The 25323-nt window shown below is 35.4% G+C and carries 23 protein-coding genes and 1 tRNA gene; 20 read left to right on the top strand and 4 right to left on the bottom strand.

The annotated features are described in order from the left end of the window. Positions 1-13: 13 nt before the first annotated feature. The 14 genes from N2Z58_01715 (at position 14) to N2Z58_01650 (ending at position 12311) form a co-directional block, all read left to right on the top strand. A complete protein-coding gene (locus N2Z58_01715; GenBank protein MCX7653387.1) occupies positions 14-538 on the top strand; it encodes an ECF transporter S component in 525 nt (174 codons plus the stop codon). Between the two features lie 32 nt (positions 539-570). Next, positions 571-1014 carry a 50S ribosomal protein L13 gene (gene rplM, locus N2Z58_01710; GenBank protein MCX7653386.1) on the top strand — a complete coding sequence of 148 codons (444 nt, stop codon included), beginning with the start codon at positions 571-573 and terminating at the stop codon, positions 1012-1014. A 21-nt stretch (positions 1015-1035) separates the two neighbouring features. Continuing rightward, positions 1036-1434, top strand: a complete 399-nt coding sequence (rpsI, locus tag N2Z58_01705; GenBank protein MCX7653385.1) for a 30S ribosomal protein S9 — start codon at positions 1036-1038, stop codon at positions 1432-1434. A gap of 100 nt (positions 1435-1534) precedes the next feature. Next, positions 1535-3235: a DNA primase gene (gene dnaG, locus N2Z58_01700; GenBank protein ID MCX7653384.1), complete on the top strand. Its 1701-nt coding sequence runs from the start codon at positions 1535-1537 to the stop codon at positions 3233-3235. A gap of 18 nt (positions 3236-3253) precedes the next feature. Further along, positions 3254-4372 (top strand): RNA polymerase sigma factor RpoD, encoded by a 1119-nt coding sequence (gene rpoD, locus N2Z58_01695; protein MCX7653383.1) that lies wholly within the window; start codon positions 3254-3256, stop codon positions 4370-4372. Between the two features lie 19 nt (positions 4373-4391). After that, on the top strand, positions 4392-7019 hold the full coding sequence (locus tag N2Z58_01690) for an FtsX-like permease family protein (protein MCX7653382.1): 2628 nt from the start codon (positions 4392-4394) through the stop codon (positions 7017-7019). A gap of 129 nt (positions 7020-7148) precedes the next feature. Beyond that, positions 7149-7514: a GntR family transcriptional regulator gene (locus N2Z58_01685; GenBank protein MCX7653381.1), complete on the top strand. Its 366-nt coding sequence runs from the start codon at positions 7149-7151 to the stop codon at positions 7512-7514. Between the two features lie 25 nt (positions 7515-7539). Next, positions 7540-8361, top strand: a complete 822-nt coding sequence (locus tag N2Z58_01680) for an ABC transporter ATP-binding protein (GenBank protein ID MCX7653380.1) — start codon at positions 7540-7542, stop codon at positions 8359-8361. Positions 8362-8363: 2 nt separating this feature from the next. Further along, positions 8364-9113, top strand: coding sequence for an ABC transporter permease (locus tag N2Z58_01675; GenBank protein MCX7653379.1), 750 nt, complete (start codon positions 8364-8366; stop codon positions 9111-9113). Positions 9114-9151: 38 nt separating this feature from the next. Further along, positions 9152-9478, top strand: coding sequence for a YbjQ family protein (locus N2Z58_01670; GenBank protein MCX7653378.1), 327 nt, complete (start codon positions 9152-9154; stop codon positions 9476-9478). 19 nt (positions 9479-9497) lie between these two features. Then, positions 9498-10676: a diaminopimelate decarboxylase gene (gene lysA / locus N2Z58_01665; protein MCX7653377.1), complete on the top strand. Its 1179-nt coding sequence runs from the start codon at positions 9498-9500 to the stop codon at positions 10674-10676. Positions 10677-10769: 93 nt separating this feature from the next. Beyond that, positions 10770-10847: transfer RNA gene (locus N2Z58_01660), tRNA-Asp, on the top strand. 74 nt (positions 10848-10921) lie between these two features. Further along, a complete protein-coding gene (locus tag N2Z58_01655; GenBank protein ID MCX7653376.1) occupies positions 10922-11563 on the top strand; it encodes a lactate utilization protein in 642 nt (213 codons plus the stop codon). Positions 11564-11660: 97 nt separating this feature from the next. After that, positions 11661-12311, top strand: a complete 651-nt coding sequence (locus N2Z58_01650) for a redox-sensing transcriptional repressor Rex (protein MCX7653375.1) — start codon at positions 11661-11663, stop codon at positions 12309-12311. A gap of 72 nt (positions 12312-12383) precedes the next feature. On the opposite strand, the gene N2Z58_01645 is transcribed toward N2Z58_01650, so the two are convergent. Further along, positions 12384-14909: an adenosylcobalamin-dependent ribonucleoside-diphosphate reductase gene (locus tag N2Z58_01645; GenBank protein ID MCX7653374.1), complete on the bottom strand. Its 2526-nt coding sequence runs from the start codon at positions 14907-14909 to the stop codon at positions 12384-12386. 138 nt (positions 14910-15047) lie between these two features. Continuing rightward, positions 15048-16310, bottom strand: coding sequence for an MFS transporter (locus tag N2Z58_01640; protein ID MCX7653373.1), 1263 nt, complete (start codon positions 16308-16310; stop codon positions 15048-15050). 223 nt (positions 16311-16533) lie between these two features. Here N2Z58_01640 and N2Z58_01635 point away from each other — a divergent pair, with 223 nt between their 5' ends. The 6 genes from N2Z58_01635 to N2Z58_01610 are packed head-to-tail and all read left to right on the top strand — an operon-like array spanning position 16534 to position 23814. Then, a complete protein-coding gene (locus N2Z58_01635) occupies positions 16534-18363 on the top strand; it encodes a beta-galactosidase (GenBank protein MCX7653372.1) in 1830 nt (609 codons plus the stop codon). A gap of 11 nt (positions 18364-18374) precedes the next feature. Next, positions 18375-19406 (top strand): LacI family transcriptional regulator, encoded by a 1032-nt coding sequence (locus N2Z58_01630; protein ID MCX7653371.1) that lies wholly within the window; start codon positions 18375-18377, stop codon positions 19404-19406. A gap of 1 nt (position 19407) precedes the next feature. Next, positions 19408-21093 (top strand): alpha-galactosidase, encoded by a 1686-nt coding sequence (locus tag N2Z58_01625; GenBank protein MCX7653370.1) that lies wholly within the window; start codon positions 19408-19410, stop codon positions 21091-21093. Then, a complete protein-coding gene (gene galT / locus N2Z58_01620) occupies positions 21090-22046 on the top strand; it encodes a galactose-1-phosphate uridylyltransferase (GenBank protein ID MCX7653369.1) in 957 nt (318 codons plus the stop codon). Before N2Z58_01625 ends, galT begins: the two co-directional genes overlap by 4 nt. Next, positions 22043-23107, top strand: coding sequence for a galactokinase (locus N2Z58_01615; GenBank protein MCX7653368.1), 1065 nt, complete (start codon positions 22043-22045; stop codon positions 23105-23107). The genes galT and N2Z58_01615 overlap by 4 nt, the downstream gene beginning before the upstream one ends. Before the next feature lie 59 nt (positions 23108-23166). Continuing rightward, a complete protein-coding gene (locus tag N2Z58_01610; protein MCX7653367.1) occupies positions 23167-23814 on the top strand; it encodes a class II aldolase/adducin family protein in 648 nt (215 codons plus the stop codon). Between the two features lie 80 nt (positions 23815-23894). Here N2Z58_01610 and N2Z58_01605 read toward each other — a convergent pair whose 3' ends face one another. Both N2Z58_01605 and N2Z58_01600 read right to left on the bottom strand, forming a co-directional pair. Then, a complete protein-coding gene (locus N2Z58_01605) occupies positions 23895-24614 on the bottom strand; it encodes a M48 family metallopeptidase (GenBank protein ID MCX7653366.1) in 720 nt (239 codons plus the stop codon). After that, positions 24607-25251, bottom strand: coding sequence for an HAD family phosphatase (locus N2Z58_01600; protein ID MCX7653365.1), 645 nt, complete (start codon positions 25249-25251; stop codon positions 24607-24609). Before N2Z58_01600 ends, N2Z58_01605 begins: the two co-directional genes overlap by 8 nt. Between the last annotated feature and the right edge of the window lie 72 nt (positions 25252-25323).

Raw genomic sequence — 25323 nt, 5'->3', positions numbered from 1 at the left:
AAAGTTCAAATTCATGAAAAAATCAACAACAAGAATTGCCACAATTGGTATAATGTCAGCTTTAGCTACAGGTTTGATGTTTTTAGAGTTTCCAATATTTCCCGCTGTTAATTTTTTAAAATACGATCCAAGTGACATTTTACCACTCTTAGCTGGGTTCATATTCGGACTTTCAGATGGTATCTTGGTTTTGGCGATAAAAGATCTGATGTTTTATCTATTAAAATCTGCAGATATAGTTGGAATCATCATGAATTTTGTAGCTGGAGCTTCATATCTTTTACCGACTGTTTTAACGTACAGATGGCGAAAAAATAGGGTTTTTGAGATAATAGCTTACATAAATGGTGTTTTTATCGCTACCGGTGTAATGATGCTCCTAAATATGATAGTTGTCCCAGTTTATTGGAAAATATCATTTGAAGATACTTTGAAACTTCTTCCGTGGATAGCTGGTTTTAACGCAATTAAGTTTTCCATAGACTCGGTTGTGAATGCATTCATTAGAAAGCGTGTTGAAAAGATCTTTGAAGGGTAAAATATAGGAATTGTTGAAGGGAGGAAAGAAGAATGGCAAGGCCATTTCCTGTACAGAAGACATCTTTTCCAAAAGTAGAGAAAAAATGGTACCTTGTGGATGCTACTGATAAACCACTTGGTCGTTTAGCCACAAGAATAGCACTTTTATTACAAGGTAAAAATGAACCTACGTGGTCTCCACACCTTGATAACGGGAACTTTGTGGTTGTAATAAATGCTGATAAAGTAAAACTAACAGGTAAGAAATTAAATCAGAAAGTTTACTATCACCATTCCGGTTATCCTGGCGGTTTGAAATCTCAAACTGCAAGGCAACTAATTGAAAAATACCCAGAGAGGGTTGTTGAGTTAGCAGTTAAAAGAATGATGCCAAAAACTATACTCGGAAGACATCAATTTAAGAGACTTAAAGTTTACGCAGGAGAAAATCATCCACATACTGCTCAAAAACCCGAGAAAATTGAACTGCTTTAAGTTAAGAGGGGAGGGAAATAAATGGCAAATGTTTACATGGGAACAGGTAGAAGGAAGACCTCTACAGCTCGAGTTTATCTTAAGCCAGGTTCTGGTAAAATAGAAATTAATGGTAAACAATACAGCGATTTTAATGAATATTTTGAAAATAAAGTATGGACACTTCATGCTATAGAACCTCTTAAGATGTTTGGTCTTGAAAATAATTTTGATGTACTTATCAGAGTAAATGGTGGAGGTAAAAACGGTCAAGCAGGTGCTGTTAGGCTTGGATTAGCAAGAGCACTTGTAAGTTATAATCCAGATTTGAGGAAAATGCTGAGAGACAAAGGATTTCTCACAAGAGACCCAAGGATGGTCGAGAGAAAGAAATACGGTCTCAAAAAGTCAAGAAGGGCTCCACAATTCTCCAAACGTTAATTTCCTACTCTGGAATGTTTCAATTTTTCCTTCAACGTCTTGGTGGCAGATGGGTTATTCCATCTGCTACCTTTAATTTTAAAATGTTGAGATGATTTTGATGATAAAAAGGCAGATTATTGAACTTGTGAAAGAAAAAAACGACATCGTTGAAGTCGTATCTGAATATGTCAATTTGCAAAAAGTAGGTGCTAATTACAGGGGCCTTTGCCCGTTTCACTTAGAAACATCGCCATCTTTTTATGTAAGCCCAGCTAAAAATATGTATCACTGTTTTGGATGCGGTGCCTCGGGTGATGTAGTGAAATTTGTCCAGGAAATCGAAAATATATCTTACACTGAGGCTGTTAAAAAGTTAGCTGAACGAGCAGGTGTTGATATCGATATAGACGAAGAAGATGAGAAACGTAGATTGTACTATTCTTTTTACAAATTGCTACATCAGGAATATTTAAATTCACTGAGAAAATCAAGTAACGTTATAGAATATCTGTACAAACGTGGGTTTTCTGAAAGAGAGATATCGTTGTACGAATTTGGATATTCTCCGATAAATTCATACTTTCCACAAAAAGTAGCTAAAAGCTTAGGTATTTCAAAAGAAGATCTCCAAGCTTTTGGTTTTCTCAACACTGATCCATTTTCTGGAAGGATAATCATACCTATAAAAGATGATTATGGTAGGATAATAGCTTTTGGTGGTAGGTTGGTTGGAGAAGGTGTACCAAAGTACATTAATTCCCAGGATACTATGATTTTCAAGAAATCCTGGATACTTTTTTTGTTTGATCAGGCACGCGAGTACATAAAAAATGTAGACTATGTTGTCATATGCGAGGGTTACTTTGATGCACTTGCATTTCACAGAGCAGGTATCAAAAATACCGTGGCTACCCTTGGAACTGCATTAACAAGGGCACATATTTTAAAATTGAAGAAATATACAAAAAACATATTGCTGGCATTTGATAATGATGCTGCTGGTGTAAAGGCAACTTTAAAAAGCATTGAAATGATCCTTAATGAAGGTTTTAATGTAGCAATTGCAAATTTCCGAGAAGGAAAAGACGCGGATGAGATTTATCAAAAAAGCGGTTCAAAAGAGTTAATAAAAGCTCTTGAAGAATCCATTAGTCCAGAGATCTTTGTCGTAGAAAGACTATCAAGAAAATACGATTTGTCAAACCCGAACGGAATAAACACATTTTTACAAAGTCTGTCGAATTGGAATCGTATCTTTTCTTACAATCCAGTATCAACTGATAAATTTTACGAAGCAATAGCAAAAGTAATTCATGTTGACAAAGACAAGCTAATGGAAATGATGAAATTGTCAAAAGAAAAAGTCGGTAAAACAAGAAAAGACTATTCTAATCAAGTTAAAAACTCACATGCTGAAGATAGGAAGACAAAAATAGCTACAACAGAAGATTATCTAATATACATTTATTATAACTATCCGGAAATATTTAAAACCATAAATTTCAACCCTGATATTCTGGATGGAAAGGCGAAAGAGTTCTTTCTGATAGCAAAAGATTTGAACGTTTCCTTAGAGCAGTTGTCTAAAGATATGGCGCAATTTGTTAAAGAAGCTATTGAAAGGATAGATATGGATGTAGACGATAAGGTCCTTGAATATATAAAGAAAGACATAGAAATCAGAAGCCTAGAGAAAAGAATAGGGGAAATCGATGAGTTAATTAAAAAATCAAAATCTGAAGATGAAAAGAAGATCTTACTTAAAGCTCGAATTGAACTAATAAAGCAAAAGGAAAAAATAAAGAGGTCCTCACTATAAACGAGGAGGTGTTTTTTTGTGTCTAAAACAGTCGTAAAGGAGAATACAGAACTTCAAAAAAAATTGGAAAAGCTTGTTGATTTAGGAAAAAGAAAAGGTTACATCACATACGATGATATAGACAGAACGTTCCCACCTGGAGACGCAGACTCACTCGATAGTAACTTTCTTGATATTGTGTATGAAACACTTGAAAAAAATAAAATAGAAATTAGAGATACTACTGACTTATTGAGTATAGAAGAAGAGGTCAAAGCATACCTTTCGGAAAGTCCTGAAATCTTTGACAGTACAGAACCAAAAGACTTAATAAAGATGTACCTAAGAGATATTGGAAAGATAAGACTTCTCACACCTTCTGAAGAGAGAAGGCTCGCACAACGTGCTCAAAGTGGTGAGCGAAACGCAAAAGAAGAACTTATAATATCCAATTTAAGACTTGTTGTAAGTATGGCAAAAAGATATCTAGGAAAGGGGCTTTCTTTTCTAGACCTCATCCAAGAGGGAAGTCTTGGACTTATAAAAGCCGTTGAAAAATTTGATTGGTCAAAAGGCTACAAATTTTCAACTTACGCAACTTGGTGGATTAGGCAGGCAATCACAAGGGCAATAGCAGATCAAGCAAGAACGATAAGAGTACCTGTTCATATGGTTGAAACTATTAATAAGATACAGAAGATAAAAAGAGAATACGTACAAGAACATGGTGAAGAACCTTCAATAGAGTACATAGCAGAACAAGTTGGAAAACCTGTCGATAAAATTGAGGAAATTTTACAAGCTGCCCCTGAAACTCTTTCACTCGAAACACCCGTCGGTGAAGAAGACGATTCTTCTATGGGAGATTTTGTTGCCGATGAAAGTATAGGCTCTCCGAAGAAAGAAGCTATAAGAATGCTTATGAAAGAAGAGATAGATAAACTTCTTGAAACATTGAACGATAGAGAGAAGATGGTACTTAAAATGCGATACGGTATACTCGATGGTAAACCAAAAACACTTGAAGAAGTAGGTCAGTACTTTGGTGTTACTCGTGAAAGAATCAGGCAAATAGAAGTTAAAGCTTTAAGGAAGCTTAGACATCCATCGCGTAGTCGTTACCTCAGGCTATTGCAAAAGCTCACCGAAGAAGATTAGAATCAAGAGAGATGAGAATATGGTAATTAAGATCGCACTGCGTAACTTTTCGAAGCACTGGAAAATAAGTTTATTAGCTATACTCGGTACATTTGTGGCCACCATGCTTCTTGTTGGTGGTCTTTCTTTAAATGATTCTGTGAGTTATTATCTCAACCAAAAATTGTCCAAAAACTTTGGTAAGATCGATCTAGTGATTAGAGATAAGGCAGATACAATATTTTTACCTAAGGCAATTAACGTTTCTAAGATAGGAAAGGTTCTAAAAAATTTCAAAGAAATCAAGGACTTTGTTCCTGTGAAACTCGCACAAATCCGAGCAAATATTAATGGTAAGTACGTTGATCTCTATGCAATGGCAGTAACAAAAGAACTTGAACGATACATAGGTCGGAAAGTCACAGGTATAACTATAAGCAACGATACTGCTAAAACTTTTAACATAGCTATTGGTCAGAAGATAGAAATAATAACCGCTAAGGGATCATACAATGTGGAAATTCAGTCGTTTGGCGAAGGAGAACTTAACTTCCGCGGTGAGACAGCATCAGGAAACGGAACTATATTTTTACCAGAGGATTTATTTGAAGAGTTTGGTCTCTACACCTTGAAGGAACCAAACGTCTACTTGGTGACACTCGACATGCCTGTGGAATCTCATAAAACTTTTGCCCACACACTTGCGGAATATGAGGGTTCGATTCGTGTCAATGCTGTTAAACATAGGTTGGCAACATCTCCTTTGAGCAAAATAATAGGTTATTTGTTCATCGGGTTCTCAGGCTTTTCGGTAATTTCAAGTTTTTTGTTCATAGCATCTTTTTATGGAATACTTACCGAAGAGCGTAAAGGTTCCCTTGGGGTTTTGAGAGCAATAGGGTATTCAAGAGGTAGTATGTTTAGTATACTATTTTTGGAGGGCTTTATATATCTAATAATCTCTGAAATTGTTGGTGCTGCAGCAGGACTTGGATTTGGCGTATACCTTCTTGAAAAAATAAATTCATTCAGAAGAGAAGATGAATTGTTTGCATTCGTTCAAGATAAAATACCATTTTACATTACTCCTCAAAGTGTATTTTACGCAGTACTTATTGCAGCGTTTGTGCCTGTTTTAATCTTGGTGTACAAAAGCATCGAATTTTCTAACGTCTCCCCTTCTATACTCTACACAGGTAGAGATATAGAAGAACAAAAAAGGAAAGTAACATTCAAAAAGATTATTTATGGTTCTCTGATGTTAATTTTCTTGCTATATTTGTATAACATATCTTATAAATATTTTCTCCTTGGCATACTTATCATCGTGCCATTAATCTACAGAAATAGTCTCATATTATCCTTTTATGGTCTTTCTATCCTGTTGTCTAACACTGCAATGCTGTCCACAGGTACTGCAAAAGATATGCTTATTCGTGCAGCATTTTCGCTTGTAGGTAGTATCTATCTTGTCTTTGGATTTCTACCTTACATAAAAAAAATTCTTGAAAGATTTAAGAGTATCCCTACAATACTCGCTATATCCTATATTGAGAAACACAAAAATCGGAATTTCGCAATTTTTATAGTGTACTCTGTTACTTTGATACTTATATTAATAAGCGCAGTGATTCCTACAAGTATATCAAAGTATATCGAATCGAAAAAAGACGAAGGTGCGTTTGGATACAATTTCATTATTATTGAAAATCCACTTAAAACATTCTTTGGTTCTTACAAATACTTAAACGATGAAACATTTGCCAAAAAATTTGAAGCATTGATACCTGTTCAACTTGTTGAAGTTACTTTCCCAGGGCAAAAAACGAAACACACATTCATAGTATCTGATGAAAAAATTTTTAAACACCTAATTTTACCATCAGAAAAATTAATGAAAGAAATTAAATATATCAAGCCGGAAGATATACCTGACAAGTCCGTATATATTTCTCAAACGATCACAAAATCCAGTAAAGGTGAACATATAAAATTGACGTTGAAAGGCGTTCTACCTGGCATATCTCCGAAAATAACTGAGGAATTTATGATAAAAGGTCTCTACAATCCCGTTGAGGCTTTGCTACCAATGGATGGTATTATAATTTGGAGAAATAGAAAATTCTTTGGTGCAATTAGTGGATATGTTGGAATTATAAAGGATAAAAAATTGGCGTTGGAGGCTCAGGAATTTGTTGCAAGAAAGTTCGACGGTGCTTTTTATATAACAGGAGAAATAGAAAAGCTTTACACTTCTATAGATAACCTTGTGGAATTGTCACTACAATTGTTCTACCTTGGTTTCTTTGCTGGATTTGCCGGATTGGCTATCATAACATTCAGAAATGTATACGTCAGAAAAAAGCATATAGGTATGCTGCGAGCTATAGGTTCAAGTAGCGGTGTGATATTTAAAATGTTTATATACGAATCACTTATGGTTGTTATAATAGCTACAATAGTTGCATTGCTCTCAAGTACCTTAATAATAAGAGATCTTGTAAACTTTGTAAGTCCTTTATTACCATCGTTTAAAGTTGTAATTCCTCTGTGGAAGGTAGGAATGACTTTACTAAGCGTGTTCGGATTAACCATAATCTTTGTTTCAATTCCAGCAAACATATCACAAAAAATTCCACCATCAGAAGCTCTCCGCGTGTTCGATTAAACCAAAAAAATAGTAAAAATAGGGATGTTCCGCATCCCTATTTTTATTTTCTTATTGACAATGTATACTGTAATAGTATAATATTACAAGGGAGTGAAGGAGTTATCCTCAAGAAAAAGAGGTGTTTGGATGTGGTTTAGTGTGGATTTTAATTCACATATTCCAGTGTATTTACAAATAAAAGAACACATAAAAGGAAAGGTTATAAATGGAGAGCTGAAGCCTGGGGAATTTATACCTTCAATAAGAACTTTAGCAAAAGATATAGGTGTGAATTTAAATACTGTTGCAAGGGCTTACAGAGAACTTGAAATAGAAGGTATAATTCGTGTAGAGCGTGGTGAAGGGTACGTTGTTGCAAACATAGAAAACAGCAAGATCAAGTTAGAGTTGGTTGAAGAATTTGAGAAATTTGTTCTAAAATTGAAACAAGTGGGAGTTTCAAAAGATCAAATTTTGAGAATCGTCGAGTTATTATTTGACGCTCAAAAATAAACATAGAAATAAGGAGGTGGCAGAATTGATACTTGAAGTGATTGATTTGAAGAAGTATTACAAAAATATAAAAGCAGTTGATGGTATCTCATTTTCTGTCAATGAAGGAGAAATTTTTGCGTTGTTAGGTCCAAATGGTGCTGGAAAAACAACAACGATTAAGTGTATTCTTGGTCTTAAAAAAAAAGATGGTGGAGAAATTATACTTAATGGAAGTGTTGGATATTTGCCGGAAGGTAAAGAATTGTACCAAAGTTACACTGTTAAACAACTTATTGAAATGACTGCTTCGATTACAAAAGATTTTGATAAAAACAAATGTTTTGAATTTGTTGAGAAGTTTGCCATACCCTTATCAGAAAAAGTTGGAGAACTATCGAACGGACAAACGACGCAACTTTATATGTCTATTGTCCTTTCTCAAAAAGTACAACTATACATACTTGATGAGCCCACTTGGGGTTTAGACCCTATAGTCAGAAACCAAATATTAGATCTGATTCGTACTGTACCACTCGAGAGAAATTCCGTTTTATATACCAGTCATATTCTAAGTGAAGTCGAGAAGATAGCAGATAGGGTGGCAATAATGAACAAAGGAAAAATACTGGAAGTTGGATACCTTGATGACATAAAACAGAAATACTGTGCAATTCGTGTTGATAAAACTAAAATCATAGATGGGTACAAGTACAAAACAACCGAAAAAGAAAGTATATATATAGTAAAAAGAAAATGGGCACAAGAGAATGGATTTGAATGTGAACCTGTTAATTTTGACATAATTTTTGAGGCGATTGTACTCAGCGATAAGACGTCAAAAGATGTTACAAGAGAAGGTGATTAGTTATGAGGAAAGAGTTTTATGATATGAGAGTGAGAATTGTTGGTACGTTGTTTACTTTGGTTGTATTGTTTTTTATAGTTGCACCTTTTCAAAAATTTACATTGAGAATGCTTGAAGGATACTCTGGCACCCCACAGTTAGAAAAGTTCTTACCCCCAAGTATGCTAAACAAACTTAAAGAATGGGACTTCTATATAAATTCTCAATGGTACGGCAAAAACTTCGGACAAATAGTCCCTATAGTTGGTATTATAATGGCGTTTCCACTTTTTGCCAGGGAAGTAGAAAACGGTACTATAGCATTCTTACTTGTAAGAAAAAATAGAAAACAAGTTTTCATCAATAAATTTTTTTCAGGTCTCATTTCACTTTGGTTCATTTTGCTTTTCACCGGATTGTTACCAATCTTCTATTCATTTGCCCTTAACAAAGACTACCAATATCTCGCAGGTATAAAGTTCACAACACAATCATTGTTTGCCGGTTTACTTTGGTTTTGTATAACATTATTTTATTCAGTTATCTTTGATGACCAAGTAAAACCATTACTTGCTGGACTTTCTACACTTGCAATTACAACAGTTGCTGGTATGTTAAAACCTCTGAAATTTTTGAATACTTACACATATGCACTGGGAAATAGTATTTTCCTAAGAAACAGCATTGACTTTAAATACACCTTTGGAGTTATAATATTATCATTAATAATAACACTTTTAGCATACGGGATTTTCTTAAAGAAAGAAGTTTGATTAAAATTAGAACTATTTCATACAGGGAGGTGTTTGGTATGATCGTGGTTACAACTGACTATGTCCCAGGTTATGAAATTACCGAAACTCTTGGAATCGTTGCTGGTAACATAGTCAACTCTAAGCATCTTGGTAAAGACATAGCGGCAGCTTTTAAAACAATTGCAGGTGGTGAGATAAAAAGTTATACAGAACTACTCACTGAGAGTAGAAATATTGCACTTAGGAGAATGATTACCGAAGCAGAAAAACTCGGGGCGGATGCTGTTGTGGGTGTTAGATTCGGCTCAGCTTCTGTTATGCAAAGTGCTGCGGAAATCCTAGCTTATGGAACTGCTGTGAAGTTGAAAAAAATTGAAGGGTAATTCTTAGTGAGGTGTGCGAATGATTTTTTCAAAAAAAATAGTTGAAGAAATTGCAAACTCTTATGGAACACCTTTATACATTTATTCATTTGAAGAAATTCTAAAGAGAATTAATTTAGTCACTGATGTTTTTAGTGGTGTAAACTTTTTACCGACATTTGCTTGTAAGGCGAACAATAACCCGCGTATAATTGAAGTATTTGGAAAACAAGGATTCGGTACAGACATCGTTTCAATAGGAGAATATTATGCCTCCAAAATGGCTGGTATCGATGATGGAAAAATCGTTTGGAACGGTAACGGAAAATCAAAAAAAGATATGGAATACCTTGGACAAAAAGTTAAATATATAAATATCGATTCTCTCGAAGAATACGAAAGGTGGACAAATATACAAACAAATGCCGAATTTTTTCTCAGAGTCAATCCGGATGTTGATCCCAAAACACATCCACACATATCGACAGGTTTGAAAAAGAACAAGTTTGGTGTACACCTTGAATTACTTGAAAAGACCTTGAAAGATAAACGATTAAAGATATCGGGGTTTCACGTACACATAGGTTCGCAAATCACGCATGTAGGAGCTTTTGAAGAAGCTATCTCGAAAGTGGTTGAACTTTCAAAAAGATACGGTTTTTCAAAGATAAATATCGGTGGTGGTTGGGGGATAAACTACAAAGACGATGAACTCAACATCGATAGTTACAAGGAAAAAGTAATTCCTTACTTAAAATCTTTTGATTTAGTTATCCTTGAGCTTGGTAGATATCTCATTGCACCTGCTGGAATACTAGTTCTAAAAGTGGAATACATAAAAAGAACACCGTACAAAACATTTATAGTAGTTGACGGCGGGTTAAATGTGTTAATAAGACCCGCGATGTACAACGCATATCATCGTATTTGTGTTCTTGAACCGTACAACGACAATCCCGAAGAAGAAATTGTGGACTTAGTTGGACCACTTTGCGAGTCCGGTGATATTCTTGCGCTCGAGAGAAAGCTTAAAATCCCGAAAGAAGGAAGCTTTTTAGTGATCGAAGACGTTGGAGCCTATGGTTACGCGATGTCAAATAATTATAACTCTATGCCCAGACCTGCGGAAATACTTGTAACTCAAACTTACAATTCATTCGAAGCCAAGTTAATAAGAAGACGCGAGACATTAAACGATTTATTCCGCAACGTTATTTGATGTACTACAAGGTGCAATTTTGAAAACACCTATTGACAAAATAAACACCTTGTGGCAGAATATAACACGGTCAGTGGCAAACTGACAACAGACGGGGACGTGGTGCAGCCTGGTTAGCACGCCGGTCTGTCACACCGGTGGCCGCGAGTTCAAATCTCGTCGTCCCCGCCAACACTTAAATAGCGAGACCGTTAAAGGTCTCGCTTGTTTTTTTTGAAATCATCTTTTTGTTAGGAGGGAACTTTATGCGTGAGGAACTATACACTTGGAAATACGAACATGTTGCACAGACAGTGAAAAAATCCTTGGAAAAAAGGGCTTTTGAAGTTCATATCGCTAAAAGTGAAGAAGATTTAATTAACTTGATAAATTTAATGATACCACAAGGAGCTACCGTTGCTTCAGGAGGTTCGTTGAGTATCTTAGAGTCTGGTATTTTGGATATGCTTAGAAGTGAAAAATACAACTTTATTGATAGAACTAAAGCAAAAACTCCAGAAGAAAGGAGAAATCTTGAAATTGCAGCATTTTCTTCTGATTTTTATCTATGTAGTGCCAACGCTGTAACTGAAGATGGAAAGTTAATTTTTCTGGATGGAAATGGTAATCGTGTTGCTGCAATCGCTTTTGGTCCTAAGAACATTATTCTTGTCGTAAGCGTAAATAAGGTCGTAAAAAATTTAGATGAAGCTATAGAACGCGTAAGAATGATATCTCCCATGAATGCAAAAAGACTTGAACTAAAAACACCTTGTAATGCTACAGGTTTCTGCCACGACTGTGCATCGGATCAAAGAATATGTAACTACTTTTTAATTGTCGAATCTTCCTTCAGACAACCAAAAAGAATAAAGGTAATTCTTACAACCTTTGAACTTGGTTTGTGATGCAACTTTTTGTTTTTCCGTAATGTGCTTGATACTTTTTCGCATTTATGATAAAATTGTGAAGAAATTAACTATTTAACACCTAGGGGGGACTTTTGTGAAAATTCCGAAACCAACTGTGAAGAGGCTTGGTTTATATTATCGGTGTCTTTTGAGATTCAAAGACGAGGGTGTAAATTTTGTATCGTCGCAAGATATTGCACACCGTTTAAACATAAAACCAAGTCAAGTGAGGAAAGATTTATCGTATTTTGGCGAGTTTGGTAAGAGAGGACTTGGCTATAACGTCAAGAAGTTAGTTAGTGAAATCGCACACATAATTGGTGTTAACAAGGAATGGAATGTAGCGATAATAGGTGCTGGGAATCTTGGAAGTGCCTTGGCAAATTATCCAGGTTTGGTGAAACACAAATTTAGAGTAGTTGCTATATTTGACAACGACAATGAAAAGGTTGGAAAAAAAATCGGTGGTATTACGGTATCCCACATAAATGAACTTAAAAAAATAACTGAGGAACTAAATATAGAAATTGCAGTTGTCGCTGTCCCTGAGAATTCAGCCCAAATAGTTGTAGAACAAATAGAAAGTGTAGGTATCAAAGGCATTGTTAATTTCTCTCCTGTTAAATTAAAAAGCAAATTGCCTGTTGAAGATGTTGACATTACTTTATCATTTGAGACACTTGCGTATTCCATAATAAAAAACTTTCAAAGTTATGATGGAGAAGATACTGAAGAAAAAGTGTAAAAAATGTCCTGACAAATGTCAGGACATTTTTTTATTTTCTATGACTTTTTTGGAAATCACCAACAAATAAGATCAGCTACATTTACTCCAACCACATTTTCTACAACTTGTACAACCTTCTTGTTTCAAAATGCTGTTCTTTGACAAACACGATGGACAATAGGTATTTCCGTCAGCATCAACGTAATATCCTTCGCTCCATTCTAAACCATTCGCTGTCACAAACTTTTCAATTTCTTCGGGTGTCTTCACCGTACCATCTACGACAAAGGTGTCTATCTCTCCAATTTGTGTCTCACCCCAAAGTTCAGCAAAATCATCCACCGCACTTTTGATTTCTTTTGCTAATGCAGGAGTGTACGTTCCTTTGACTTTTCTAAGCTGCTCGAGTATTTCTTCGGCTGACACACCTGCTCTTAGAGCAATCGAACTTAGTCTTCCAATGGCCTCCGCAAGTTCTGTCCCATTAGAAAGGAATATTTCAACAGCTTCTCCATTATCGTCAAAACTTACAGTAATATAAGTGGTTCCCGTGTCTGTTTTGAACTTTCTTGTAACGCTTCTAAGCGTCTCCTTTCTTGGTCTTGGTCGTAACTTGTGTTTTTCATCGAGTAAAAAGAATTGTACCTTTGGTGCATCTTTTGTTTTTAGATTTTTTGCAGCTGTAAGAACCTGCGTTTGCAACGAGCCGTCTCTGTAAATTGTTAATCCTCTAATGTTTAACTTCATGGCTTCAAGGTATATGTTAAGTACGTCTTCTTCTGTGGCACTATTTGGCATATTTATTGTCTTTGATATATTGTTATCGACATATCTTTGAAATGCGTCTTGCATGAGCAAATGATCCATTGGAGATATATCCATAGCAGTAACAAAAACACGTTTTATATGCTCAGGAACCTCGGGTAGATCTTTGAGCGATCCTTTCTCCACTAAACGCTCTTTGATCTTCTCAAGAATCTGAGGTGAAAGTTTTTCCTCAAGGACCCTATTTACATAGAACAAAGGCTCCCTGCCACCGTCATGTTTGTTCATGTAGCGTACATAAGCAAGTAAGAAATTTGGTTCAAGACCACTGCTTGTATCAGCTATGTTTGAAATCGAACCAGTTGGTGCGATAGTTAGAACTGCTACATTTCTTTTACCACTTTTGGCTTCTCTGAAAACATCTCTCAATTCTTCGTCGTATTTACTCATCCCCATTGCAAATGGAACAAAGCCATTTTCTTTGTAATATCTACTCTTTTCAAAAACAGGAAAGCTTCCTTTTTCTCTGGCAATTTTGTTTGATTCGTCATGCCCGTGTAACGCCATAAAGGCTGTCATATCTGCCGCAAATTGTCTCCCTTCATGTTCATTGTAAGGTATATCCATTAAATAAAGTAAGTCTGCAAATCCCATTATCCCTAAACCTATTCTTCTACTCTCTTTAACTGCCCTGGTAATTTTCTCGAGTGGAAAAACATTGACATCTATCACGTTATCAAGAAACCTTACAGCCAACCTTGTTGCTTGAGCAAACGCATTCCAATGGAATTTTCCATCCTTATAAAATTTAGCAACATCTATTGATCCAAGGTTGCACGCTTCGTACGGTGCAAGACCTATCTCTCCACATGGATTTGTACTTTCGATCACCATCTCAGGATACATTGCATAGTATTTATTCATCTCACCAAGGAATGCTAATCCCGGATCACCAGTTTTCCACGCGTTCTTAGCCATCTTATTTATTAATTCCTTAACTTTAATTTTTCTTACGGTACTAGATTTTGGATGTTTAAGTTCTATCTCAGCATCTTCCATGTAAAGTTTCAACAATTCTTGACGCTCCATTGGTATTCCAACCGATATATTAAAAAACTTTAACACTTTTTCGCCATCGTTACCTTCTTTAGCAGTAATAAACTCTTCTATATCTGGATGGTCAATATTTAGTATACCCATAAGTGCTCCTCTACGCCTGTAACCCTGTTCAACCACACCAACTGCTGAATTGAAAACGTGCATAAATGATACTGGTCCACTTGCCTGTCCATGCGTCCCTGCAACAAAACTCCCCTTTGGTCTAAGTCTTGAGAAATTACTACCGATACCTCCTCCAGCTTTGGTTATCAGAGCATATTCCTTTACAGCTTCGAAAATACCCTCTATGCTATCCTCAACTGGTACCACGAAGCAGGCAGAAAGCATGTGAAGGTGATTCCTCGTGTTATAAATTTCCCAATAATCCTCCAAACTCATCTGTTCTAACGGTTTCCACAACAATTCGTGTCTAACTCCCATACCCGAATTAAAAAGGGTGGGACTATTGGGAATAAATATACGTGATTTGAGGAAGTCAAAAAAGATAGATTCCCAAAATTTTACCGTGTCAAGTTGTTCTGTTGGTGATTTTTCCTTTATCAAAGGGTTATTCACAAGTTCTGCAGTTGCAACAACCCTTGCAACACGTCTACATATATCATCCCACTTTGTTTCAAGAAAATCTCCTGATGCACTTTTCAAAAAATACCTCTCTGAGAGTATCTTGTAGGCATTCTTAGATAATTCGACACCTTTCCAATGCTCAATTAAGACAGATAATTCAGAGTACATAAATACCCCTCCTAAGCTCCTAAATGTAAAAACCTTTAAACACCATGGTATTATACCATATGTTGTGCTTTATATGCAACACATACAAAACATAGCACAATGAGATTTGGCAAGCAACGGATAGATAATTTCACATATTTATCTTTCAGGATCGCTCTTTGACATTTTTGGATGGTTGACTAAACCAATTTTGCCAACAGCGTAGGAAAGCAAAATGAACGAGGAAATAAAATAAGAGCTTCTAACACCAAGAACATTGCCGAGTACACCTAAGAGGAATGTACCAAGTGGTGAACCACCTGTATTTATAAAAGAATACAGTGACATGATTCTCCCTTTCATCGATGAAGGTGATAGGAATTGTGTCCTGCTGTTTGTTATGTTGAAGAACGACGATTGGCAAGCACCTATCAACAATGCGCTGTATGGAGTGAGTTTCGGATACAAAGCTGCAACAAATACGTTTAGACCTATTATAAGTAATAGTATTTCTTCATGAAGTTTTATCAACCGTTCAGGATTAATAGCCGCAACTATATTAGCACCTATAAACGCACCAATTCCCATGAACCCCATTATAATACCGTAGCCAACGATATCTGATTTCACAACACTTTTCACAAAAGCTTGCATAAGCATTCCAAACGGCATACCAAAAAGAGAATACACACTGAGACCTAATAAAGTAGAACTTATATTCTTGTCTTTGAGGGTATATTTGATACCATCCACAAGATCCACAAAAAATTTTCTCAGTGAATTTTTCGTATTTGATTGAACAGTTGGTTGCTCTGGAATAATTAGCAACACAACCAAAAGAGGAAGAAACGATATTGCATTGATTATAAATCCAACTTGTAAACCATAGTATTTGACAACGAACCCTGCTATTGTAGGACCAACCATACGTGCAACGTTGAATATCATAGAATGCAACGCTAATGCATTTGGTAACAAAGTCTTTTCTACCACAGAGGAAATAAAAGTATTCCTTGAAGGCAAGTAAAATCCACTTGTAATCCCCATTGCCAAACTTAAAAGAAGCAAAAAAACGGGTGAAAGAAGACCTTTCCAAACAAGATATGCCATCACAAAGGCGTTGAGAGCATCAATCAACTGCGTAAAAAACAGTATGGTCTTAGAACCAAACCAATCTATCATAACACCTGCTACCGGGGAGAAGAAAACAGAAGGAAATCCTTTTAAAAAGGCAATCAATCCTATGAATCCTGCAGCTTTCTGTTCAGAGAATAAACTAACAGCTACCCACCCTCTTAGAGTGGTATCGATCCAAGAACCAATTAAAGATATGCTCTGAGCTATCCAAAATTTTCTGTAATGCTTGTTTTTCAACGCTCTATAAGGATTCATATACTTCGCCATACGAACTAATTTTAACACATATAAAGAATCACGCAAGAAAGGAATTACAGGAAAGCAGAAGAAATAACTAAAGATCTTGATTTAATCAACTCTAATGGCTATTATTAAACAATATTCAGATTTTGAACATTGCAAACATTTTGCTTTAATTATACTTGAATTGTACCGGTAACGTTACCAATACAATTATTAATCAATCAATTAACTATAGCAAAAAACAACTAACAAAGGGGGACTAAATATGGAAATCTATGGTTCAGACTACTATCCAGAACATTGGGATGAAAGCGTTTGGGACGAGCATATTCAGCTAATGAAAAAATATGGAGTTGAATGGGTACGTATAGGTGAATTCGCATGGAGCGTTGTTGAACCAAAGGAAGGGGCATACGATTTTTCTGTGCTCGATAAGGCAATTTCAAAGTTAAAAGAAAATGGCATAAGGATAATACTTGGAACGCCAACAGCAACACCTCCTGCGTGGCTTATAAGAAAATATCCAGAAATTTTACCAGTTGATTATAAAGGTCAACTTAGAGAGTTTGGAAGTCGTAGGCATTACTCTACAAATTCTAAGGTTTATCGTGAATACGCAATGAGAATCACAGAAGAGTATGCTAAAAGATATGGGAAAGAAATTGATATTTGGCAGATTGATAACGAGTTTGGTTGTCATTCAACAACTTATTCTTTCAATGAAGATGATAGAAGAGCATTCATACAATGGCTTAAAGATAAGTACAAAACTTTGGACAATCTGAACAAATCTTGGGGTACTGTGTTTTGGAGTCAGGTTTATAGCGATTGGGAACAAATTGTATTTCCAATAAATACTCCTACATTTGAAAACCCCCACCAAATGCTTGATATATATAGGTTTATGTCTGATAGCTCAATTGATTTTATGAATCTGCAAATAAGTATTATCAGAAAATACTCAGATAAACCTATCACACATAATTTTATGGTTGATTTCATGGATATAGATTACAGAAAAATGTCGAAAATTTTAGATTTTGTATCTTGGGATAATTATATTGCAACAGTTGATTACGACCCTTTGAGACAATCAGCCAATCACACGTTAATGCGATCTTTGAAAAAGGCACCGTTTTTGGTAATTGAACAACAACCGGGCCGTGTGAATTGGAGGGAAGTAAACGAAAATTATGGAGCAGAATATTTGGGAATGTGGATAAAGCAAGGTTTTCTCAATGGTGCTTTTGGTGTTATGCCGTTTAGGTTTGATCAGATAAGGTTTGGAGCTGAACAATATCACGGAGGGCTCGTTGATTACGCTGGTAGAAAGACGAAAAGACTGGAGGAATTTAACAGAGTTAAATCAGAAACTCTCGGTGTTTTGGAGCCTAAGAGAGAGGTTGCCGTTTATTTTAGTTATGAAAATGAATGGATCCACAGGATAAATCACGTCAATAGAAAGTTTAGGTATTGGGATAGTGTGGTCGAGATATTCAAATCCATAAGAAAGCTGGGTTATAATGTTGACTTTGTTTTCGATGACGATGATATCCAGGACTACAAAGTTTTAATAGTTCCCTACGCCTTCAAAATCAGTAATGTTTTTGTTGAGAAGATAAAGAAATTCAAAGGAATGGTCTACATAACTTGTATGTCAGGTTTGAAAGACGAGCAAAATTGGATAGTTGAAAGAACTCCACAAGGCCTCATAGAAGAAGTGGGTATAGAAGTAATGGACTTTGGAGCTGTCAATAAATGTAGTGGATTTATATTTAATCAGAAAATCGAAGTAGGATACTGGAAAGATGAAATTGAAGTCTTTGATGCAAATGTAATTGGGATCTTCGAGGACGGTTCACCGTTGGTTACAGAAAAACATGGAAGATTTTACATAACAGGTGTTCTAGATGAAGACGGCTGGAAGAAGCTTCTTTCCTATTCCTTAAATCCAAAGTTTGTTGGCATAGACGCTGAGTTTTCTGAAACGAGAAATTCGGAAGTTTACGTGTTAAACTTGAGAAATTCAAAAAACATAATTTATATGGGCAACAAGAAAATCGAATTTGCACCATTCGAATTAAAAAAATTGTGAGGCGATAAGTTGTGAAAAAGTTTGTTACAATAAGAGATATTGCAAAAGAAGCTGGGGTTTCGATAAACACTGTTTCTCGAGCTCTAAATGATAAACCGGATATAAATATTGAAACAAAAAGAAAGATAATCGAAATAGCAGAAAAACTTGGATACATAAAAGACGTAACTGCACTATCTCTTAGGTACGGGCTTACGAAAGTCATCGGTGTTATACTTGAAGATAGCTCTAATCCGTTTTTTTCCGAAGTACTAAAAGGAATAGAAATTGGTGCAAAAGAGCGTGGGTTCAATGTCATTTTCATGAATACTGAAAAGGATTATTCGCTTGAAGAGGAAGCCGTAAAAACAATGATTGGGCGAAGAGTTGATGGAATAATAATTTCTCCAACACAAGAGAGAAGTGATGATATAAAATTCTTAGTTGAAAAGGATGTACCTTTTGTAGTACTTGGAGTCCATTTTGACGATATCGATATTCCGGAGGTTTACACCGATGATGTTAAAGGAGGGTATTTAGCGGTAAAGCATCTTATACAAACTGGAAGGAAAAAAATTTTGTTTCTTAACGGATATTTGTACAAATCCGTCGCCAAAATGAGACTGGAAGGTTACAAAAAGGCACTCCAGGAATTCGGTTTAAAATACGATGAGAAACTTGTTTTTGAATTGGAGGAAGGATACGAAAATGCTTACAGTACAATGAAAGAGATTCTCAAGAAAGATATAGAATTCGACAGTGTGTTTTGTTTTAACGATGTTTTTGCATTTGGCGTAATTGGAGCCCTGAAAGAAGAGGGTGTAAACGTTCCAAAAGATATTGCGGTCGTTGGGTATGATGATATTTCATTTTCTAAGTTTTTCACCCCTTCACTAACAACTGTTAGAATTGATAAAATATCGGAAGGTCGTCAAGCATTTGAAATGCTGCATCAAATATTAACAAAAAAGGCTAAAAGAAACCTAAAAAAAGTTCTTGATGTTGAACTGGTTGTTCGCGAGTCTTCAGTATGTGAAATAGCGACTGATGAAGGGAGTGTTTAAGATGTTTGTATCTTCGCTAAATAGCCAAGAACTGAAAAAAATAACAGGTTACAGAAAATCTGATAGTAGTGAACTGTTAATCCAACTGGAAAAGATTCACCTTGGTTACAAGGTTGTTATCGAAGCAAAAGGTGTTCTTGATGAGTTAGAAGTTTTTTCCTTACCAAAGCCGGAAAGGCTGTTAATAAATAATTGGCAATCTTGGGGACCCACAAGAGTAATAGACAAAAATTTCAAACTGGATTTTCCAAGCGAATTGATTCAGAAATTTGGATTCAGTGCCTCGATTATGCCTGATGTATATTTTGAAAGGTTAATTAGCGATTATTTTATTTGCTCTGATAATTTCGTAATAGGTGCCCTTGAATCAAGATTCGGGCATCCTTATTTTGAAATACACGAAAATTCTATAGTTGTAAAGTTAAAATACTTTGGCAAAGTTCTTGATGATTGGACAAGATTGGAATCTTTTGTTATTCTTTTTACTAACCCAGATATTGGTTTACCTCACTATGCTGATTTGATAGCAAGGGAAAATAAAGTTGTCTATAAGCGAAAAAATTTAATTGGTTGGTCAAGTTGGTATCAATATTTCTTAGATTTTGATTACGATAAACTGTGTTCAAATTTGTCATTTTCAAAAGATTACAATTACGATGTTTTCCAAATAGATGATGCTTGGGAAAAAGATATTGGTGACTGGGAAGTTAACGATAAATTTGAAAGTCTAGAAATAATTTCGACCAAGATAAGAGAATATGGATATACTCCCGGTATATGGCTTGCACCGTTCAGTGTTGCGGAAACTTCAAAGCTTTACAACCAACACCCAGATTGGGTTGTTAAAGATTGCGATGGCAATCCTGTCGTTGCTTACGAAAATTGGAACAAGAAAATATACGCTCTTGATACAACAAATCCAGACGTTGCAGAGTGGTTAAGTAAGCTGTTTTACAAGCTAAAAAAGCTAGGATTTGACTATTTCAAAATTGACTTTCTCTTCGCTGGTGCAATTCAGGGTAAGAGGTACAAAGACGTAACTCCAGTCGAGGCTTACAGAATGGGAATGTCTATTATAAGACATGCCGTTGGTGAATCGTTTGTACTTGGATGTGGTGCTCCGTTGTTGCCAAGTGTGGGTTACGTTGATGGTATGCGTATAAGTGCAGACACAGCACCCCATTGGGATCCAAACGGACCAGATATAGGTTATCCAAATGCTTATTATGCACTTAGAAATGTACTCACAAGAGCTTTTATGAACAATGTTCTTTGGTGGAATGATCCAGATTGTTTGATGTTAAGAAAAGAAAATACACAACTTAACGATTGTCATAGAGAGCTGTATGCGTATGTATCTTTACTGCTTGATAATATGATAATTCAGAGCGATAACTTATCATTAGAAATAGACAAAAAGCTTTGGGATTTTATTTTGGAATATAGAAAGTTTGGAAAAAGGTTTTTTAAAGTGGAAGGTATATTGGATGGTGAATACAGAATAACAAGTTGTGCAATTAATGGATGTGACAAGTTAATAATTAAAGACTTGAAACAAGCAAAGTTCGATGTTTTTCTTGATAAAAAGGGAGTAGGTCTTGTTAAAAATGTTGAGAAAAGAGAAGATGGTAGAACGTTCAATTACTACACCGAAAGCAAAATAAAGTTGGAAGGTGAGGAAAAATGATGGAAAGAAGATGGAATATACTCACTAATGAATGGGTACTTGTTTCTGCGTATACACAGTCAAGACCAACGAATCCAGTAAATACTTGTCCTTTATGTCCTGGTGGTGATGAATTTTCGGATATTTATGACCTTGCATCTTTTGACAACAAATTTCCTTCTATGAAACTATCTGCCCCAGATGTGAAATCTTTAAGCGAGATCTTCAAAAAAGAAAAGTCAAATGGACAATGCGAAGTGGTAGTTTACACAATTGAGCACGACAGTGCGATGAGCCTTATGCCAGTTCATCAAATAGAAAAACTAATCAATATGTGGATCGACAGATATGTAGATTTGTCGCAGTATCCATCTATAAAGTACGTATATATCTTTGAAAATCGTGGTAGGGAAGTTGGTGCCACTTTACCACATCCACATGGTCAACTGTATGCCTTCCCGTTTTTACCAAAGAGAATAGATGTGAAAATTAATGCGCTTTCTGAGTATTTTGATAATAACGGTCGATGTGGGATTTGTGATGTAGTTGAGCAAGAGCTAAGATTAAAAGAGCGAATCATATATGAGAATGAAAGTTTTATCGCCTTAGTACCGTTTTACGCAAGGTGGCCTTACGAAGTGCATGTGTACCCAAAAAGACACGTAAGTACAATTGTCGAGTTTGAAAACGAGGAAAGACACCTCTTGGCAAAAACCCTAAAAGTTGTTACAATGAAATATGATCTGCTTTTTCAACAAGCGTTTCCGTACATGATGATGCTTTTCCAAGCACCAGTCAACGATGTAAGGTACAATCATGCATTCCATTTTCATATAGAGTTTAACCCAGTTAAGAGGGACAAAGACAAGATAAAATGGATGGCAAGTGTAGAAACAGGAACCTGGGCTTTCATAAATCCTAAGGTACCTGAAGAAGCGGCAAAGGAATTAAGAAATGTGGAGGTTGTTGTATGAACGAGAAGGTTATAGTTTATTCTCCAGGAAGAGCAAATTTAATAGGAGAGCACACTGATTACAACGATGGATTCATATTACCATTTGCAATAAAAAGGTACATCAGAATCGAAATTGAATCATCGAAAAAATTCAAGTTGTTTTCGGAACAAACTAAAAGAGGTATTGAGTTTCTACAACCGGAAAAAACAAACTCTTGGGCTGATTATGTTATAGGTATGATTGTGAAATTGAGAGAACACGGATACGAAGTAGAACCTTTCAGTTTAAAGATTGATTCTGATTTACCAATGGGAGCTGGTTTGTCAAGTTCAGCCGCTCTCGAAGTTGGAACAGGTTATGCAATTTCTCAGATCATGGGTTATGAAATACCAAGAGAAGAACTTGCAATGATTGCCCATGAATGTGAAGTTGAATTTGTAGGCGTACGATGCGGCATAATGGACCAGTATGCTGTTGCTTTGTCTAAAGAAAATCACGCATTATTCATAGACACAATGACCAGAGAATACAAATACATTCCATTTCACCTTGATAGTACGAAGTTGTATTTAATCGATTCTGGTATAAAACATGAGTTAGGTGTATCCGAGTATAATAAACGAAGGAGAGAATGCGAACTTGCACTTGAATCACTCGGAAGGAAAAGCTTTAGAGAGGTTACTCGTGAGGATATCGACAAGATATTAGATCCTGTTTTAAGAAAACGTGCATTACATGTTGTAACTGAAAATGAAAGAGTATTAAAAACTTTATCTGCTTTGGAAACTGATAATCTACCTTTGGTTGGTAAGTATCTGTACGAGTCGCATTACAGTCTAAAAGAAAATTACGAAGTTTCCTGCGAAGAAATTGACTTCATAATAAACCAGCTCGAAAATTATCCAAATGTACTTGGTGCCAGAATAGTTGGTGCAGGCTTCGGTGGTAGTGTAATAGTTCTTGCAAAGGATGATTTTAAAAGTACATTTGAAAAAGTTGCTGAAAAATACAAAATAAAATATGGTATAGTACCTAAGTTGATGGATGTTGAAACAAGTGATGGAGTGTTTAGAAAATAACAAAATCTATTTTTTGGCGTTTTAAAAGATTAAGTTAGATACAAACAGGAGGATATGAGATGTTTGAATTTTCTTATAAGCTCGCAGGAGAAATTGTCAAATATGCTAAGTTGATTACTGATGCTGGTTTTACAAAAGGTACTTGGGGAAATATAAGCTTGAGATACGATGAACTCATTTATATCACACCTTCTGGTTATCCTTACGATATTTTAAAACCCGAAGAAATAGTCGTGGTGGATTTAAATGGCGAAAAGTTTTACGGAAATTTGAACCCGTCTTCTGAATTAGCATTACATATACAAATATACAAAAGCCGTGAAGATGTACGAGCAATTATCCATACTCACCCGGTTTATTCAACGATAGTTTCTTTGATTACTAATGAAATACCTCCTTTAGTTGAAGATGGTGTAATGATACTTGGCGAGTGTTTGAAAGTCTCAGATTATGCACTACCAGGTACGTGGGAGTTAGCAAAAAATGCTACAAAAGCACTAGGGAAAAATAATTGTGTGTTTTTGCAAAATCATGGACTTGTGTGTGTAGGAGAAAACCTTCAGGAAGCATTTGTAGCCACACAAGTTGCTGAAAAAACTGCTCAAATCTACGTGGAATCGTTAAAGGCGGGAAACCCGAAAATAATACCCCAAGAACATGCCAAGCTACTTAGAGAAAAATATTTAACTTCTTACAGGCAAAAATAGTCGCAAAAAGGTTATCAAGAAACTGCCAAAAACGGTCAGCTTCAAAAGCTGACCATGTTTATTTATAATACCACTTCAAGCTAAAGAGAAAACAACTTTTCGGCATTTCTCTTCAACCACATTTTACTTTCTTTCCAATCTGGTTTGTAAAACTCAACGATTCTCCAAAAATTTTCACTGTGATTCATTTGAATAGTATGAGCTAATTCGTGAACTATTACATAATCTATTACATTAGTAGGTGCCATTATAAGTCTCCAATTTAGCGAAATAATTCCCCTGCGAGAGCAGCTTCCCCATCTACTTTTAGTATTTTTTACCACGACCTTTTTGTACAACAAACCCGTTTGTTTCGAAAGTTCTGCTGTACGTCTTGAAAGGTATTCCTCTGCCCTTTTTCTTAGGCAATATGTAATTATTTTCTTTGCATTGTTTAAATAACGCTTGTGTAATAGTATACTTTTCTCTGTGAAAACAAATGGACAACTTATCTGTTCAGAGATTCGTACGTTGATTTCTTCACCAAGATAGGAAACTTTCAAACTATTATTCAATAACCTGTCAAAAAAGATCTTTTCTTGACTCTGTAACTTTTCAAAAGATTGTTTTATCCAGTTACTACATATACGCAACACATTTATGATGTCACCTGACTTTGCATTTGGTGGTACAATCAACAACAACATTTTTTCATTGCTAACTTTAATCTTATAAGAGTTCCTCTTTTGCTTTATGACTTTCACTTTTATTTTTACATCCTCTAAACTAATCTCAAGTATTCCTTTGCTAAATTTACTCATAGATCAATTCAGTAAACTCATTGTGAGTATAATTTATTTTCTTACCAAGGATATTTTCCAAGCGTTCCTTGAGCAAAGAATGATCAGGGAGGTGTATAACGTTGAAACCAAAGAATTTAGCTGTTTTTATGTTTTCCTCTTTATCATCTATAAATAAAGACTCAAATGGATTTAGGTTGAAATTAAATATCAATGTCTGATAAATCTCTACCTCAGGTTTAATCTGTTTAACAAATCCAGATATTATCATACCGTCGAATATTTTGAAAAACTCGAATTTTTTGTACACATAATTAAAGTTTCCTCTGCTAAAGTTAGAGAGTACGTATAATTGATAACCCATTCTCTTAAGTGGCATAAGTAGTTCTACATTTTCAGAAATTGGCGTTAAAAGTTCTGGTACCTTCAAGCTCATTTTCTCTATGTATTCTTTGTACTCTGGAAACTTTTCTTTGAACATATTCCAAAGTTGTTCTTCTGTAATTTCACCTTTGTCCATAAGATTCCACTCAACCGTATCAAAAACATTTTTCCACAAAAAAATAGCTACTTCGCTACCGAATTCTTTTACCATATATTCGTATGGTCTCCAATCAATTAATACTCTACCAAGGTCGAATATTATATTCCTTATCACCATCAATATCTTCCTCCCAGTAAACTCCACAAATACTTCACCAACAATTATACCCTGTAATTAAATATATTC

This window comes from Fervidobacterium sp. (genome assembly GCA_026419195.1).
Taxonomy (GTDB): domain Bacteria; phylum Thermotogota; class Thermotogae; order Thermotogales; family Fervidobacteriaceae; genus Fervidobacterium.
Note: the sequence above shows the minus strand (reverse complement) of the source record. Positions and strands in the feature narration are given on the sequence as shown.